This window comes from [Actinomadura] parvosata subsp. kistnae, from assembly GCF_900323885.1.
Taxonomy (GTDB): Bacteria; Actinomycetota; Actinomycetes; order Streptosporangiales; family Streptosporangiaceae; genus Nonomuraea; species Nonomuraea composti.
Genome location: NZ_OOHJ01000003.1, coordinates 166,583 through 181,405, shown reverse-complemented (window position 1 = coordinate 181,405; position 14,823 = coordinate 166,583). Strand labels below are relative to the sequence as shown.

15 protein-coding genes are annotated in these 14,823 nt (G+C 70.7%); 11 read left to right on the top strand and 4 right to left on the bottom strand.

Features of this window, described 5'->3' with window-relative positions; genetic code table 11:
- The coding region (locus tag KIS93_RS01315) for an MFS transporter (protein WP_186403518.1) at positions 1-961 on the top strand (961 nt) is incomplete at its 5' end.
- A 10-nt stretch (positions 962-971) separates the two neighbouring features.
- Here the strand turns inward: KIS93_RS01315 and KIS93_RS01310 are convergent.
- Both KIS93_RS01310 and KIS93_RS01305 read right to left on the bottom strand, forming a co-directional pair.
- Complete coding sequence (locus KIS93_RS01310; RefSeq protein WP_080037100.1) at positions 972-1,739, bottom strand: ABC transporter permease; 768 nt, start codon at positions 1,737-1,739, stop codon at positions 972-974.
- 55 nt (positions 1,740-1,794) lie between these two features.
- Positions 1,795-2,703, bottom strand: a complete 909-nt coding sequence (locus KIS93_RS01305) for an ABC transporter ATP-binding protein (protein ID WP_080046520.1) — start codon at positions 2,701-2,703, stop codon at positions 1,795-1,797.
- Positions 2,704-2,893: 190 nt separating this feature from the next.
- On the opposite strand from KIS93_RS01305, the gene KIS93_RS01300 reads away from it, so the two are divergent.
- The 10 genes from KIS93_RS01300 (at position 2,894) to KIS93_RS01255 (ending at position 12,858) form a co-directional block, all read left to right on the top strand.
- Positions 2,894-4,132, top strand: coding sequence for a multidrug effflux MFS transporter (locus KIS93_RS01300; protein ID WP_080037101.1), 1,239 nt, complete (start codon positions 2,894-2,896; stop codon positions 4,130-4,132).
- Between the two features lie 92 nt (positions 4,133-4,224).
- Positions 4,225-4,923, top strand: a complete 699-nt coding sequence (locus KIS93_RS01295) for a helix-turn-helix transcriptional regulator (protein ID WP_080037102.1) — start codon at positions 4,225-4,227, stop codon at positions 4,921-4,923.
- The gene (gene sufB / locus KIS93_RS01290) at positions 4,920-6,332 is read left to right on the top strand and encodes a Fe-S cluster assembly protein SufB (RefSeq protein WP_080037103.1); all 1,413 of its coding nucleotides are present in this window, start codon (positions 4,920-4,922) and stop codon (positions 6,330-6,332) included. Before KIS93_RS01295 ends, sufB begins: the two co-directional genes overlap by 4 nt.
- Positions 6,332-7,453, top strand: a complete 1,122-nt coding sequence (gene sufD, locus KIS93_RS01285) for a Fe-S cluster assembly protein SufD (protein WP_080037104.1) — start codon at positions 6,332-6,334, stop codon at positions 7,451-7,453. Before sufB ends, sufD begins: the two co-directional genes overlap by 1 nt.
- Complete coding sequence (locus KIS93_RS01280) at positions 7,450-7,776, top strand: non-heme iron oxygenase ferredoxin subunit (protein WP_080037105.1); 327 nt, start codon at positions 7,450-7,452, stop codon at positions 7,774-7,776. Before sufD ends, KIS93_RS01280 begins: the two co-directional genes overlap by 4 nt.
- A gap of 5 nt (positions 7,777-7,781) precedes the next feature.
- Entirely contained in the window at positions 7,782-8,528 is a 747-nt protein-coding gene (gene sufC, locus KIS93_RS01275; protein ID WP_080037106.1) for a Fe-S cluster assembly ATPase SufC, read from the top strand.
- Positions 8,525-9,781: a cysteine desulfurase gene (locus KIS93_RS01270; protein ID WP_080037107.1), complete on the top strand. Its 1,257-nt coding sequence runs from the start codon at positions 8,525-8,527 to the stop codon at positions 9,779-9,781. Before sufC ends, KIS93_RS01270 begins: the two co-directional genes overlap by 4 nt.
- A 2-nt stretch (positions 9,782-9,783) precedes the next feature.
- A complete protein-coding gene (sufU, locus tag KIS93_RS01265; protein WP_080037108.1) occupies positions 9,784-10,224 on the top strand; it encodes a Fe-S cluster assembly sulfur transfer protein SufU in 441 nt (146 codons plus the stop codon).
- Entirely contained in the window at positions 10,221-10,580 is a 360-nt protein-coding gene (locus tag KIS93_RS01260) for a metal-sulfur cluster assembly factor (RefSeq protein WP_080037109.1), read from the top strand. The genes sufU and KIS93_RS01260 overlap by 4 nt, the downstream gene beginning before the upstream one ends.
- 316 nt (positions 10,581-10,896) lie before the next feature.
- Entirely contained in the window at positions 10,897-12,858 is a 1,962-nt protein-coding gene (locus tag KIS93_RS01255; RefSeq protein ID WP_230466014.1) for a DEAD/DEAH box helicase, read from the top strand.
- A 165-nt stretch (positions 12,859-13,023) separates the two neighbouring features.
- Here the strand turns inward: KIS93_RS01255 and KIS93_RS01250 are convergent, their stop codons facing one another.
- Both KIS93_RS01250 and KIS93_RS01245 read right to left on the bottom strand, forming a co-directional pair.
- Positions 13,024-13,905, bottom strand: coding sequence for a carbohydrate ABC transporter permease (locus tag KIS93_RS01250; RefSeq protein ID WP_080037111.1), 882 nt, complete (start codon positions 13,903-13,905; stop codon positions 13,024-13,026).
- Positions 13,905-14,813: a carbohydrate ABC transporter permease gene (locus KIS93_RS01245; RefSeq protein ID WP_080037112.1), complete on the bottom strand. Its 909-nt coding sequence runs from the start codon at positions 14,811-14,813 to the stop codon at positions 13,905-13,907. Before KIS93_RS01245 ends, KIS93_RS01250 begins: the two co-directional genes overlap by 1 nt.
- Between the last annotated feature and the right edge of the window lie 10 nt (positions 14,814-14,823).

Sequence of the window (14,823 nt, the reverse complement as noted above, 5' to 3'; positions counted from 1 at the left end):
GCGGGTGATGCGCTGGGCGCTGTTCGGCGCGGCGCTGGCGGGCGCGGCCTCGGCGCTGATGCCCGTCCTGTGGTCGCTCGTCGTGGCCAGGGTCGTCACGGGCGCCTGCTTCGGCGCGGTGATCCCGACAGGGCTGACGTACGTGGGCGACACCGTCGCGCCGTCCGTACGCCAGCGCGCCCTCACCGACCTCATGGCCGCCGCGGCCCTCGGCACGGCGCTGGCCACGGGGCTGGGCGGCATCGTCGCGGGCCTCGTGGACTGGCGGGTGGCCTTCACCGTGCCCGCCGCCTGCGCCCTGGCCTGCGCGCTGTCGCTGCGCTCCCTGCCCGAGCCGCCCCGGCACGAGAACGCGGGCGACGGCATGCTCGGCCACCTGAGGGCGGTGCTCGGGCAGCGGTGGGCGCTGCTGGTGTTCGCGCTGGCCTTCACCGAGGGGGCGATCATGCTGGGCGCCATGCCGTTCCTGGCGCCGGCGCTGCAGCACACCGGGCTGGCCGCCGCCGTGGCGGGGCTGTCGATCACCGCGTACGGGCTGGGCCTGTGGGGCTTCGCCAAGCTCGTCAAGCGCCTGTCGGGCCGCTGGCCGGCGCCGCTGCTGATGGTCGTGGGCGGCGCGCAGCTCTGCGCCGGGTTCGCGATCGTGGCCGTGCACGTGAGCGTGCCCGCCGTGGCCGTCACGGCGCTGCTGCTCGGGGGCGGCTGGTCGTTCCTGCACTCCTCGCTGCAGACCTGGGCCACCTCCGTCGTGCCCGAGGCCAGGGGCACCACGATCGCCTTCTTCGCCTGCGCGCTCTTCGTGGGCAGCGCGGTGGCGTCGTGGGCGGGCGGGCCGCTGGCCCAGGACGGCCGCTACGGGCTGCTGTTCGGGCTGGCGGCGGCCGCGGCCGTCCCGCTGACGGCGGTGGCCGCCCTCACCCGCCGCCGTTACACCACCGCGCACGCGGACAAGGCCCGCTAGGGGTGCCGCCTCACTCCCACCGGAACGTACGCGAGACCAGCCCCAGCGACACCACCGCCCAGGCCGCGAGCACGGCCACCGGCACCAGCGGGAGCGCCGCGCCCTGCGCGAGGACCGCGCGCAGGCCGCCGGTCAGCGCCGAGATGGGCAGCGCCTCCAGCACAGGCCGCACCCCGGCGGGGAACTTGGTCAGGGGGAACATGACCCCGCCGGCCCCCAGCAGCACCAGGTAGACGAGGTTGGCCGCCGCCAGGGTGGCCTCGGCGCGCAGCGTGCCCGCCATGAGCAGGCCCAGGCCGCTGAAGGCCGCGGTGCCCAGCACGACCAGCAGCGCCGCGCTCAGGAACGACCCGTGCGGCCGCCACCCCAGCGCCAGCCCCACGGCGACGATGACCACGGCCTGCACGACCTCCACGGCGACGACCGCCGCCGTCTTGGCCAGCATGAGGCCGCTCCTGGACAGCGGGGTCGCGCCGAGCCGCTTGAGCACGCCGTAGCGGCGCTCGAAGCCGGTGGCGATGGCCTGGCCGGTGAACGCGGTGGACATCACGGCCAGCGCCAGCACGCCGGGGGCCAGGAAGTCGACCCGCCGCTCCGTGCCGACGTCGATGAGCGGCGCCAGCGAGAAGCCGGTCAGCAGCAGCACCGGGATGATCAGGGTGAGCAGGAGCTGCTCGCCGTTGCGCAGCATGGCGCGCACCTCCGCGCCCGCCTGCGCCAGCACCATGCGCGGGAACGGCGCCGCCCCGGGGGCGGGGCTGAAGTCGAGCGCGGTCATCGCGGCCCCCTGACGAGGTCGAGCGCTCGCGGCTCCCTGCCGAAGTCGGGCGCGGTCATCGCAGCTCCCTGCCGGTCAGCTCGAGGAAGACGTCTTCGAGGGTGCGGCGCTCGATGCGCAGGTCGTCGGCCGTGACGCCCTCGGCCGCGCACCAGGCCGTCACCGTGGCCAGCAGCTCCGGCCCCACCAGGCCCTCGATGATGTAGTGGCCGGCCGGCGACTCCTTGGCCGCGCTGCCCGCCGGGAGCGCGTTGAGCAGCTCCTCCAGCGCCAGCCCCGGCCGGGCCCTGAACCTGAGCTGCCGCTCGGCGCCGGTCAGCGAGGCGGGGGTGCCCTCGGCGACCACGCGGCCCCTGTCGATGATCACGACGTGGTCGGCCAGCCGCTCGGCCTCGTCCATGTGGTGGGTGGTCAGCATCACCGACACCCCGGCCGCGCGCAGCTCGCCCACCAGCTCCCAGCAGGCGTGCCTGGCCTGCGGGTCGAGGCCGGCCGTCGGCTCGTCGAGGAAGACCAGCTCGGGCCGCCCGACGACGGCCGCCGCCAGCGACAGCCGCTGCTGCTGCCCGCCCGACAGCCGCCGGTAGGGGGTGCGGACGTGGCCGGTCAGCCCCAGCCGCTCCAGCAGGGCGCCGGGGTCGAGCGGGTGCGCGTAGAAGCGCGAGACCAGCCGCAGCCACTCGGCGCAGCGCATCGCCGGCGGCACGCCGCCCGCCTGCAGCATGACCCCGACCCGCGCGCGCAGCTCGGGCCGCGCGGGCGCCAGGCCCAGGACCTTGACGGTGCCGCCGTCGGACTTGCGGAACCCCTCGCAGATCTCCACCGTGGACGTCTTGCCCGCGCCGTTGGGGCCGAGGACCGCGGTGACCGCGCCGCGCTCGGCGCGGAAGGTGAGGCCGTCGACGGCGGTGCTCGCGCCGTAGCGTTTGACCAGGTCGACGATCTCGACGGCTGGGGAATCCATGGCCACGAGTGTAGGGACTCCACCAGGCAGTCCGGGCCGCAGGCCAGGATGACGGCGTTCGTCCGGTTCGGGAGCCCGTACGCCGAAGTTTCCGGAAATATCTGATGATTGGGAATTCGGAGGACCGAAACCTGGTTTGATCCCTCGGCCCTCGTGGGCCGCCGGGTCTACGAGGGAGAGGGGTTCGCGCATGTCCGTGGCAGAAGTCGCCACGTCCGCCGTCGTCCAGCAGAGCAGGCAGAGCCAGAAGAGCCGCGGGGGACTGCTGCTGCTGATCCTCGGCGCGCTGTCGGCGATCGGGCCACTGTCCATCGACATGTACCTCCCCGCGCTGCCCGCCATCACCGCCGAGATGCTCAGCGGCGAGGCGCAGGTCCAGCTCACGCTCACCGCGTGCCTCATCGGCGTGTCGCTCGGGCAGGTGATCGCCGGCCCGACCAGCGACGTGCGCGGCCGGCGGGTGCCGCTGATGATCGGCGTGGCCGGGTTCATGGTGGCCTCGCTGCTGTGCGCGTTCGCGCCCTCGGTGCCGATGCTCATCGTCTTCCGCCTGCTGCAGGGCATGCTGGGCGGCGCCGCGCTGGTCATCGTGCGGGCCGTGGTGCGCGACCTCTATGACGGCGCCGCCATCGCCCGCATCTTCGCCACGCTGATGCTCGTCAGCGGCCTGGCGCCGATCCTGGCCCCGATCGCCGGGGCGCAGCTGCTCGCGTTCACCTCCTGGCGGGGCGTGTTCGTGGCGCTCAGCGTCGCGGGCGTCCTGCTGCTGCTGGCCGTCGTGGCGGGCGTGCGCGAGACGCTGCCCGCCGAGGAGCGCGAGAGCGGCGGTCTCAAGCACACCGTCAGCACGTTCTGGCAGCTCCTGCGCGACCGCACGTTCATGGGCTTCGCGCTGACCGGCGGCCTGGCGTTCGCGGCGATGTTCGGCTACATCTCGGGCTCGCCGTTCGTGCTCCAGGAGGTGTACGGCGCCACGCCCCAGCAGTACTCGCTCATCTTCGCCATGAACGCCTTCGCCCTCATCGCCACCTCCCAGATCGGCGGCCGGCTGTCGGGCCGGGTGCGGCCCGTGCTGCTGGTGCGCGCCGGGCTCGGCATCGGCCTGCTGGGCGCGGCCCTGCTGATGACCGCCGCGCTGGCGGACCTCGGCCTGTGGGGCATCGTGAGCGGCCTGGTCGTCATCATGCTGGGGCAGGGCCTCGTCCTGCCGGGCACGGGCGCGCTGGCGCTCGGCTCCCAGCCCGCGCAGGTCGCCGGCAGCGCCTCGGCGCTGACGGGCGTGCTGCAGTTCGCGCTCGGCGCCGCCGCGGCCCCGCTGGTCGGACTTGCCGGAACGGGGTCCGCGCTGCCCATGGCGTGTGTCATGCTCGGGCTCTTCCTCTGCTCGGCCCTGGCGTTCACCATTCTGGGCCGGACAAAGGTTAGGTAAGGCTACCCTGCGTGACAAATTCCATTCCCGCCCCTGCTCGGATCCGTTTGTGATGCGGGAAGGAATTACGGCACACTGATGTTGTGAAAAACATGCCCACGATGGAGCCCGGTGGTGAGCGCGGCACCCGCGCCCGCGTGGCCAGGCTGATTCTTGAGCATGGTCCCGTCGCGGCCGCGGCACTCGGCGAGCGGCTCGGGCTCACGCCCGCCGCCGTCCGGCGTCACCTCGACGCGCTGCTGGCCGACGGGATGATCGAGCCTCGCACCGTGCGCCCGCGCGGTCAGCGCGGGCGCGGACGGCCGGCCAAGCTGTTCGCGATCACCGACGCGGGGCGCAGTGCTTTCGAGCACGCCTACGACGACCTGGCCGGGCGCGCGCTGCGCTTCCTGGCCGAGCGTCTGGGGCGAGAAGCCGTGTCCGACTTCGCCCGCGAGCAGGTCTCCAGCCTGCTGGAGCGACTGCAGCCGGTCATGGCGACGGTGCCCGCGGACCAGCGCGTGCAGGTGCTGGCGCAGGCGCTGTCGGCAGAGGGGTATGCCGCCTCGGCCACCAAGGCCAAGTCGGGCGGCGACCAGCTCTGCCAGCACCACTGCCCGGTGGCGCACGCGGCCGCGGAGTTCCCGCAGCTGTGTGAGGCCGAGACGGAGGCGTTCGCGCAGCTTCTCGGCACCCCGGTGCAGCGCCTGGCCACGATCGCCCACGGCGACGGGGTGTGCACGACGCACGTGACCCCGCAGTCTTTGGCCGATTCCGCACATAGAGACAAGAGCAAGGAGACCGGAAGGTGACTGTCACCGACCGCCCGGAGCTGGAAGGCCTCGGGAATTACAAGTTCGGCTGGGCCGACCCGGATGCCGCGGGTGCGGCGGCCAAGCGAGGCCTGTCCGAGGAGGTCGTCCGCAACATCTCCGCGCTCAAGAACGAGCCGGAGTGGATGCTCGACCTTCGCCTGAAGGGCCTCCGCCTGTTCGACAAGAAGCCGCTGCCCACGTGGGGCTCCGACCTCACCGGCATCGACTTCGACAACATCAAGTACTTCGTGCGCTCGACGGAGAAGCAGGCCGCCTCCTGGGACGAGCTGCCCGCCGACATCAAGAACACCTACGACAAGCTCGGCATCCCCGAGGCGGAGAAGCAGCGCCTCATCGCCGGCGTCGCGGCGCAATACGAGTCCGAGGTCGTCTACCACAAGATCCGTGAGGACCTCGAGGAGAAGGGTGTCATCTTCGTCGACACCGACACGGGCCTCAAGGAGCACGAGGAGCTCTTCAAGGAGTACTTCGGCTCGGTGATCCCCGTGGGCGACAACAAGTTCGCCGCCCTCAACACCGCCGTGTGGTCCGGTGGCTCGTTCATCTACGTGCCGCCGAACGTCGAGGTCGAGATCCCGCTGCAGGCCTACTTCCGGATCAACACCGAGAACATGGGCCAGTTCGAGCGCACCCTGATCATCGTCGACGAGAACAGCTACGTTCATTACGTCGAGGGCTGCACCGCGCCGATCTACTCCTCCGACTCGCTGCACAGCGCGGTCGTCGAGATCATCGTGAAGAAGAACGCCCGCTGCCGTTACACGACCATCCAGAACTGGTCGAACAACGTCTACAACCTGGTCACCAAGCGCGCCGTCGCCTACGAGGGCGCGACCATGGAGTGGATCGACGGCAACATCGGCTCCAAGGTCACGATGAAGTACCCGGCCGTCTACCTCATGGGCGAGCACGCCAAGGGCGAGACGCTGAGCGTCGCGTTCGCCGGCGAGGGCCAGCACCAGGACGCCGGCTCCAAGATGGTGCACCTGGCGCCCAACACCAGCTCCAGCGTCATCTCCAAGTCGGTGGCGCGCGGCGGCGGCCGCACCTCCTACCGCGGTCTCGTGCAGATCGAGGAGGGCGCCCACGGCAGCGCCAGCACCGTCAAGTGCGACGCCCTGCTCGTCGACCAGATCAGCCGCTCCGACACCTACCCCTACGTCGACGTCCGCGAGGACGACGTCTCGATGGGCCACGAGGCCACGGTCTCCAAGGTCAGCGAGGACCAGCTGTTCTACCTCATGAGCCGCGGCCTCGACGAGGACGAGGCGATGGCGATGATCGTGCGCGGCTTCGTCGAGCCGATCGCGCGTGAGCTGCCCATGGAGTACGCGCTCGAGCTCAACCGGCTGATCGAGCTGCAGATGGAAGGAGCCGTCGGCTGATGGGCCTGAACGAGAAGCCCCTGTCGACCCTGCACGAGAAGGCGTCCTACGACCTGGGCGACTTCGACGTCCCGACCGGGCGCGAGGAGGCGTGGCGCTTCACGCCGCTGTCGCGCCTGAAGGGCCTGCACAACGGCAAGGCCGAGCCCGTGGGCCACGTCCGCGTCGACGTCGACGCCGCCCCCGAGGTCACCGTCGAGACGGTCGGCCGCGACGACGCCCGCGTGGGCAAGTCGTTCATGCCGACCGACCGGGTCAGCGCCCAGGCGTGGAACACCTTCGAGAAGGCCACCGTGATCACGGTGCCGCGCGAGGCCGTCACCTCCAAGCCGACCGTGCTGACGCTGACCGGCGAGGGCGACGGCGCCACCTACGGCCACATCGTGGTCAAGGTGGAGCCGATGGCCGAGGCCGTGCTCGTGCTCGACCACAAGGGCAGCGCCGTCTACGCCGACAACATCGAGTTCGTCGTCGGCGACGGCGCCAACCTCAAGGTCGTCAGCCTCCAAGACTGGGACGACGACGCGGTCCACGTCTCCCACCACCACGCGCAGCTCGCCAAGGACGCGACGTTCCGCAGCTTCGTGGTGACGCTCGGCGGCGACCTCGTCCGCCTGTCGCCCAGCGTCACCTACACGGCGCCGGGCGGCGACGCCGACATGTCGGGCGTCTACTTCGTCGACGCCGGGCAGCACCTGGAGCACCGCCTGCTGGTCGACCACTCGCAGCCCAACTGCAAGAGCAACGTCGACTACCGCGGCGCGCTGCAGGGCGAGGCCGCGCACGCCGTCTGGATCGGCGACGTGATCATCAGGGTCGAGGCCGAGGGCACCGACACCTACGAGCTCAACCGCAACCTCATCCTCACCGACGGCGCCCGCGCCGACTCGGTGCCCAATCTGGAGATCCTCACCGGCGAGGTCGCCGGCGCGGGGCACGCCTCCGCCTCCGGCCGCCTCGACGACGAGCACATCTTCTACCTCCAGGCCCGCGGCATCCCCTACGACGAGGCGCGCCGCCTGGTCGTGCGGGGCTTCCTCGGCCAGCTCGTCGAGAAGATCCAGATCGAGGAGATCCGCGAGCGCGTCATGAACGCGCTGGAGGCGGAGCTGTCCCGGTGAGCGCGTTCGAGAAGGTGTGCAAGGTCGCGGACATTCCCGACGGGGGAGTCATCGGCGTCGAGGTCGGCGCCGACGAGACCCCGGTGGCGCTGGTCCGCAAGGGCGAAGACGTCTTCGCCCTGCACGACGTGTGCTCCCACGCCGAGGTCAAGCTCAGCGAGGGCGAGGTCTACGACGGCACCCTGGAGTGCTGGCTGCACGGCTCGTGCTTCGACATCCACACCGGCAAGCCCACCGGGCCGCCCGCCACCCAACCCGTGAACGTCTACACAGTCAAGATCGACGGCGATGACGTCCTCGTCTCGCTCTCGAAGGAGTCCTGAGCAACATGTCCACCCTTGAGATCCGTGACCTCCAGGTCGCCGTCGAGGACAAGGAAATCCTGCGCGGCGTCAACCTGACCGTGAAGGCCGGGCAGACCCACGCCATCATGGGCCCGAACGGCTCGGGCAAGTCGACGCTCGCCTACGCCATCGCCGGCCACCCCAAGTACACGATCACCGGCGGCCAGGTGCTGCTCGACGGCGTGGACCTGCTGGAGCTGTCGGTCGACGAGCGCGCCCGCGCCGGCCTGTTCCTGGCCATGCAGTACCCGGTCGAGGTCCCCGGCGTGTCGGTGTCGAACTTCCTGCGCTCGGCCGTCACCGCCGTGCGCGGCGAGGCGCCGAAGCTGCGCGAGTTCGCCAAAGACCTGAAGGCCGGCATGGACGCGCTGTCCATCGACCCCGCCTTCGCCCAGCGCAACCTCAACGAGGGTTTCTCCGGCGGCGAGAAGAAGCGCCACGAGATCCTCCAGATGGAGCTGCTCAAGCCGAAGATCGCGGTGCTCGACGAGACCGACTCCGGCCTCGACGTCGACGCCCTGCGCGTGGTGTCGGAGGGCATCAACCGCTTCCGCGCCTCGGGCGAGACCGGCGTGCTGCTCATCACCCACTACACCCGCATCCTGCGCTACGTGAAGCCGGACTTCGTGCACGTGTTCGCGGCCGGCCGGATCGTCGAGGAGGGCGGGCCCGAACTGGCCGAGAAGCTCGAGGCCGAGGGCTACGAGCAGTACACGAAGGCATCTGCATGACTTCCACCAGCTTCGATGTGGAGAAGATCAGGAAGGACTTCCCGGTCTTCTCCCGCGAGCTGCCCGACGGGCGTCCGCTCGTCTATCTCGACTCGGGCAACTCCTCACAGAAGCCCAACCAGGTCATCGAGACCATGCGGGAGCACCTGGCGCTGCACTACAGCAACGTCGGGCGCGCCATGCACGTGCTCGGCGCCGAGTCGACCGACGCCTACGAGGGCGCCCGCGACAAGATCGCGGGCTTCGTCGGGGCGCCGTCGCGCGACGAGGTGATCTTCACCAAGAACGCCTCCGAGGCTCTCAACCTGCTCGCCTACAGCTTCGGCAACCCGGCGAACACCGACCCGCGCTTCACCCTCGGCCCCGGTGACGAGATCGTCATCTCCGAGATGGAGCACCACTCCAACATCGTGCCGTGGCAGCTGCTCGCGCAGCGCACCGGGGCGACGCTGAAGTGGTTCGGCGTCACCGACGAGGGGCGGCTCGACTACGACCCCGCCCTCATCACCGAGCGGACGAAGATCGTCTCGATCGCGCACCAGTCGAACGTCCTGGGCACCGTCAACCCGGTGGCCGAGGTGGCCGCGCGGGCGCACGAGGTGGGCGCGCTCATCGCGCTCGACGCCTCCCAGTCCGTGCCGCACCACCCGGTCGACATGACGGAGCTGGGCGCCGACTTCGTGGCCTTCACCGGCCACAAGATGGTCGGCCCCTCCGGCATCGGCGTGCTGTGGGGGCGGGCCGAGCTGCTGGAGTCCATGCCCCCGTTCCTGGGCGGCGGCGAGATGATCGAGGCGGTCTGGATGGACCACTCGACGTACGCGCCGATCCCGCACAAGTTCGAGGCGGGCACGCCGCCGATCGTCGAGGCCATCGGGCTCGGCGCGGCCGTCGACTACCTCACCGAGGTCGGGCTCGACGCCATCGAGGCGCACGAGCGGGAGCTGACGGCGTACGCGCTGGAAGCCCTGCGCGAGGTGCCGACGCTGCGCGTCATCGGCCCCGAGACGCTGGAGGGGCGCGGGGCCACGGTGTCCTTCACCCTGGAGGGCATCCACCCGCACGATGTCGGGCAGATCCTCGACGACCAGTTCGGCGTGGCCGTCCGCGTCGGGCACCACTGCGCGCGCCCGCTGCACCTGCGCTTCGGAATACCCGCGACCACGCGGGCGTCGTTCTACCTGTACAACACCACGGGCGAGATCGATGCCCTGGTGCGCGGCCTGCATCACGTTCAGAAGGTGTTCGCATAGCCATGATCGGCGAGTCGATGTACCAGGAGCTGATCCTGGAGCACTACAAGCACCCGCAGGGGCGGGGGCTGCGCGAGCCGTACGACGCCGAGGTTCACCACGTGAACCCGACGTGCGGCGACGAGATCACGCTCAGGGTCAAGGTGGGCGACGCCGGCAAGATCCTGGACGTGTCCTACGAGGGGCAGGGCTGCTCGATCAGCCAGGCCGCCGCTTCGGTGCTGCACGAGCTGGCCACCGGCTCCACGGTGGACGAGACGCTCTCGGTCGTCGACGAGTTCACCCGGCTGATGCAGGGCAGGGGGCAGGTGGAGGCCGACGAGGAGGTCCTCGGCGACGCGGTCGCGTTCGCGGGCGTGGCCAAATTCCCGGCGCGCGTTAAATGCGCGTTGCTTTCCTGGATGGCCTACAAGGACGCTGTTGTGAGGAGTGCTGGGCAATGAGCAAGCCCACCGAGACGCCGACCGGCTACGACGGTGACACCACCGTCGAGGAGGTCATGGAGGCGCTCAAGGACGTCGTGGACCCCGAGCTCGGCATCAACGTCGTGGACCTGGGCCTGGTGTACGGGCTCAACCTCGACCCCGCCGACGGCGGCCGGCCGGTGGCGACCATCGACATGACGCTGACCAGCGCGGCCTGCCCGCTGACCGACGTGATCGAGGACCAGGCGCACTCGGCCCTCGACGGCATGGTCTCCGACGTGAAGATCAACTGGGTCTGGCTGCCGCCATGGGGCCCTGACAAGATCACCGACGAGGGGCGCGAGCAGCTTCGTATGCTAGGCTTCAACGTCTGATCTTTCTGCTGTCACCCCTGACGGTAAAACGTCAGGGGTTTAAGCATGCCTTGCGGGTTTCGGAAAGTCCGGACCCATAGCCGGGGAATATCCGATAACATCCCCGGCGTTGAGTGACAGGAACACCTGACGTCTCATCACGCGTTTCGCATCGCCTGCGGCCGGTGCCCCGGGTGTGTCCCCCTCATCTTGACCCCGCCCCCCGATGGCGGCGGGTGCCCTTGAACCTCGTGCGGCCCCCGGGGCCGTACACCTTGGCTCGTCCTTTCGCAGAAGTGACGTGCCACTTCGACGGAAAGGCACGACTTTCGTGACCATGCTTGACGCTGTCATGCCCACGCTCGGCGACACCTCCGCTGCGGCCGAGACCGCCGCGGAGATCCCCGCCGCCGAGCCGGGCCCGTCCGAGTTCGAGCTGCTTGGCCTGCCCAAGCCGCTCGTCAACGGGCTGGCCAAGCTGGGCTTCGACAGCCCGTTCCCCATCCAGAGCGCGACGATCCCCGACGTGCTCGCCGGCAACGACGTGCTCGGCCGCGGCCAGACCGGCTCCGGCAAGACGCTCGCGTTCGGCCTGCCCACCATGGCGCGCATCGCCGGGGTGCGGCCGGCTCCCGGCCGGCCGCGCGCGATGATCCTCGTGCCCACCCGCGAGCTCGCCCTCCAGGTGCACGACGCCCTCGAGCCCCTCGGGCGCGGCCTCGGCCTGCGCATGAAGGTCGTCGTCGGCGGCATGTCCATGGGCAAGCAGATCGAGGCCCTGCGGCGCGGCGTCGACGTCGTCATCGCCACCCCCGGCCGCCTCGGCGACCTCATCCGGCAGGGCGAGTGCTCGCTGTCGGACATCGAGGTCAGCGTGCTCGACGAGGCCGACCACATGTGCGACCTCGGCTTCTTCCCCGTCGTCACGGACCTGCTCGCGCAGACCCCGTCCGACGGCCAGCGGCTGCTGTTCTCCGCCACGCTCGACGGCGACGTCGACAAGCTGGTGCAGCGCTTCCTCAAGGACCCGATCACGCACTCCGTGGCCCCGGCGACCTCGCCGGTCGACACCATGGAGCACCACGTGATGCAGGTCACCCGCGACGACAAGTTCGACGTGATCGCCGAGATCGCCAACCGTGAGGGCCGCACGATCATCTTCGTGCGCACCCAGCACGGCGTCGACCGGCTGTGCAAGCAGCTCGCCCGCGTCGGCGTCAAGGCCGGCGGCCTGCACGGCGGCAAGCGCCAGAACCAGCGCACCCGCATCCTGTCGGAGTTCCGCGAGGGCTCCATCAACGTGCTGGTCTGCACCGACGTCGCCGCGCGCGGCATCCACGTCGACAACATCAGCCTCGTACTGCACGTCGACCCGCCGCAGGACCACAAGAGCTACCTGCACCGCGGCGGCCGCACGGCCCGCGCCGGCGAGAAGGGCACCGTCGTCACGCTGGTGCTGCCCAACGAGCGCCGCTCCACCGACGCGCTCACCCGCCGCGCCGGCATCCACCCGTTCCGCCTCAAGGCCACGCCCGGCCACCCCCGGGTCGCCGAGGTGACCGGAGCCCGCACGCCGAGCGGCGAGTCCATCCCCGTGTGGGAGCCGGACGTCCGCAAGCCGCTGCGTCCCCGCCGTGACGGCGGCGTCTCCGAGCGCCGCGGTCGCCGTGGCCGCCGCGACTTCGACGGCGAGCGCCGCCCGCGCCGCCACGACGACGGTGACCGCCCGTTCGAGGACCGCCGCCCGCGGCGCCACGACGACGGCGGCCGCCCGTTCGCCGGCGGTGACGACCGGCGCCCGCGCCGCCACGAGGACGGCGACCGGCCGTTCAGCGGTGGCGAGCGTCCCTTCAACGGTGGCGAGCGTTCCTTCAACGGTGGTGAGCGTTCCTTCAACGGCGGTGAGCGTTCCTTCAATGGCGACGACCGGCGGCCGCGCCGGCACGGCGAGGGCGAGCGGCCGTTCGGGCGCTCGCAGGAGCCGCGCACGTTCGGCGACGACCGCCGCCGTGACGGCGGACGGGGTCGCGGCGGCTTCCGCTCCGACGACCGCCCGTTCCGCCAGGACGGCCCCTACCGCCAGGAGGGTTCGTTCCGCCAGGACGACCGGGGCCCGCGTTACAGCTCCGACCGTGGCCGCCCGTTCTCGGGCGACCGTGACCGCGACCGCGGCTTCCGCTCCGACGACCGCCCGGCGGCGCCGGCGCGCGACGGCTACCGCTCCGGCGGCGGCCGCTCCGACGAGCGCGGCACCGGCGGCGGCTACCGCCGCAACTCCGGCCGCCGCTTCGAGCGCTGACCGCCCACCCGTGACAGCCCGCCACCGCGCGGGCTGACCGGCCGCCGGTGAAACCCGCTTGCGGGCTGACCGGCCGTCCGGCGCACACCGCCCGCCTGTGTGCGGGCTGACCGGCTGTTCTTCGCTGCCCGCCGCACCTCACGAGGTGCGGCGGGCAGTGGCGTTTCAGCCCTTGAGTCCGCTGAGCGCGATGCCGCGGACGAAGTACCGCTGGAAGATCAGGAAGAAGACGATCGTCGGCACCGACGCCAGCAGCCCGCCCGCCATGATCGCCCCCTGATGGTCCGGCCCCGCGTAGTACGAGTTGAGCCGCGCCAGCGCGACCGGCAGGTTGGCCATCTCGTCGCTCTGCACGATGATCAGCGGCCACAGGAAGTTGTTCCACTCGGCGAGCACGATGAAGATCGACATCGCGGCGAGCGCGGGCCGCAGCAGCGGCAGCACGATGCGCCACCAGATCCGCCACTCCCCGGCGCCGTCCACCCGCGCGGCCTGGATCAGCTCGTCCGGCACCGACTGCAGGAACTGCACGAGGAAGAACAGCACGAACGCCTTGGCCAGCGCGGGCACGATGTAGCCGGCGTAGCTGTCGAGCCAGCCGAGGTTCCGCATGATCACGTAGTTGGGGATGAGCGTGGTCTGCCAGGGCACCATCATCGAGGCGACGATCAGCAGGAAGATGGCCCGGCGGCCCTTGATGTCGTGCTTGGCGATCACGTACGCGGCCAGCGAGCAGATCAGCAGCGCCCCCGCGGTGATGGCGGCGGTGATGAACACGCTGTTGAACAGGAACCGCCAGAACCCGAAGTCCACCTGGAAGCGCTGGAAGATGCCCTGGAGGTGGCCGGGGTTGACCCGTTCGGGCGACCATGCGGCGTCGTAGAAGTTGGCGACGGTGGGCGAGTGCGGTACGAACGACGGCGGGGTTCTGGCCAGCTCGGCGGGCGGCTTGAAGACGGTGATGAGCAGCCAGTAGAACGGCACGACCATGGTCACCGACAACAGGTAGAACGGCAGCCGCAGCAGGTGCCCGTTGAGCCGGGCCATCACAGCTCCTTCATCGCGCGGCCCAGGCGCAGGTTGACGAGGCTGAGCACGAAGATGATCAGGAAGAGCACCCACGCGATGGCCGAGGCGTAGCCGAGCTTGAAGTGGGTGAACCCCTGGTCGTAGAGGTAGGGGACGATCATCAGCCCGGAGTCGAGCACGCCGCCGATGTTGTTGGTGCCGCGGAAGACGATGTAGACCGCCTCGAACACCTGGAACGCGCCGATCAGCCCGGTCACGACCACGTACGTGGTGACGGGGCGCAGCAGCGGCAGCGTGATGTGCCGGAAGCGCCGCCAGGCCGAGGCGCCGTCGATCTCGGCGGCCTCGTAGTACTCCTGGGGGATCGAGCCGAGCCCGGCGACGTAGAGCACCATGCCGTACCCCATGCCGCCCCACACCGACATCAGCACGAGGATGGGGATCGTCAGCCCCGGCGTGGCCAGCCAGGCGACGGCGGTGCCGCCGAGCCGGCTGACGATGGTGTTGGCCAGGCCGACGTCGCTGGGGAACAGCACCCACTTCCACATGAGCATGAGCGCGATGGAGGAGGTGACGGAGGGCAGGAAGAACACGGTGCGCATGACGCGGTGCGCCCATCCGGAGCCGTTGAAGGCCAGGGCGAGGCCCAGCGACAGCAGGGTGCCGAGCAGGACGGACGCGACGACGTACACGCTGGTGTTGCGCAGGACGTGCATGAACCTGGCGTCCTGCGCGAGGTCGCGGAAGTTGTCCAGGCCGGTGAAGGCGGCCGGGTTGATCCCGTCGAACGTGGTGAAGCTCAGGTAGAGCGAGTTGGCCAGCGGCCAGATCAGGAACGCCGCGAACAGCCCCAGGAAGGGCAGCAGCATCGTGTACGAGGTGCCGTAGCGGCGCAGCCGGCTGCGCAGCGGCGCGGGGTTCGCCATGTGGGGCTCC